The 1,423-nt window shown below is 70.4% G+C and carries 1 protein-coding gene and 1 pseudogene; both read left to right on the top strand.

From position 1 onward, the window contains the following. A pseudogene (locus tag BLW04_RS25500) lies at positions 1 to 227 on the top strand (methyl-accepting chemotaxis protein); the annotation flags it as partial. A 299-nt stretch (positions 228 to 526) separates the two neighbouring features. Beyond that, the coding region (locus BLW04_RS25495) for a HAMP domain-containing protein (protein WP_139307054.1) at positions 527 to 1,423 on the top strand (897 nt) is incomplete at its 3' end.

Below are 1,423 nucleotides of genomic sequence, written 5' to 3'. Positions count from 1 at the left end.
TGACCATCGCCTCGGCGGTGGAGGAGCAGACCGCGACGACGAATGAGATGTCGCGGTCGGTGCAGGAGGCCGCCGGGGGGTCGACCGAGATCGCCACCAACATCACCGGTGTGTCCGCCGCGGCCAGCTCCACCACCCAGGCCCTGGGCCAGACCCGGGTCGCAGTCGACGAGCTGTCACGGATGGCCTCCGACCTGCGCACCACCGTGGGCCGCTTCACCTACTGAGCTGAGCACCGCTCGAATGGAGTTCCAGCGCAGCAGAAACCGCTGCGCTGGGACTCCATTCGCATGTCCAGGGACAGTGGAATGGTCGTGCGGTGGATTCCGGCGATGTCGACATGGCGGCTCGGGGGAACGGTCACCGACAATTCTAAATCCCATGTGCAACACGCACATCGACTCCGGTGCGGCGCGTTGTGGGAACGGCACCATGGTCCTCACACCACAGCTCGAGAAATGGCACCAGCACCCAGCTGGAGGTGGTGTTTCCTCCCCCGGCACGTCCACCACCCCAGGAGCACGTCATGACCACCGATCGAGCCACCGCCCCCCGTTCGCGCTCGCACTGGTTCGCCGACCGGCCGCTGGCGGTGAAGTTCGGCGCCGTGATCGTCGTGGTGATCCTCGCCCTCGGTGGCCTGCTCACCACACTGCTCGTCTCGAACGCCGCCGTCAGCGCGAGCACCGGTGAGTCGGCCCGGCTCAATGCCGCCGAGGCCCTGGTCCTCCAGCTCGACACCCGGGCCAGCGAGCTGAAGGTGGACGGGTTCAAGGCGTTGGTGCGCGACGACCCGCAAGCGCAGCTCACCGAGCTGGCCGATGACGTCGCCACCCCCACGGCACTGCTGGCCGAGCTCTCGGACATCCCCTTGACCGGGGACGCCGCCACGGCGGTCGCCGCCCTGACCGAGGGCTACGGGCAGTACGTCGACGCCATCTCTGCCTTCGTCGACAGCTCGGTCGCCGACCAGGCGGGGATGCGCGGCCGATGGGCGGAGATCCAGGCGGCCAACGACCTGACCGACAGTGCGGTCGGCGACGCGAAGGACACGCTGGCGGCCGCGAGCGACGCCGCGGAGCAGCGTCTGGCCGACGCCGTCAGCCGGGCCAGGATGCTCGCCGTGCTGGTCGCCGTCGTGGCCGTCGCCCTGAGCGTCGGCATCTGCCTGCTCACCATGCGCGCCGTCGTGGGGCCGGTGCGCCGCATCCAGCAGTCGGTCGAGGCCATGGCCGCCGGGGACCTGACCCGACCGACCGGGGTGGACCAGCGCGACGAGGTCGGCGTGATGGCAACGGCGCTCGACGAGGCGCTCGGCTCCCTCCGCACGGTGCTGGCCGGGGTGGCTGCGTCGGCGGATGCGGTGGCGGCGTCGTCGGAGGAGTTGTCGGCGTCGTCGGCGCAGATCTCGGCGTCGGCGGAG

The organism is Modestobacter sp. DSM 44400, assembly GCF_900107175.1.
Classification (GTDB): domain Bacteria; phylum Actinomycetota; class Actinomycetes; order Mycobacteriales; family Geodermatophilaceae; genus Modestobacter.
The sequence above is the reverse complement of the archived record's forward strand: the minus strand, read 5'-3'. Positions and strand labels throughout refer to the sequence as shown.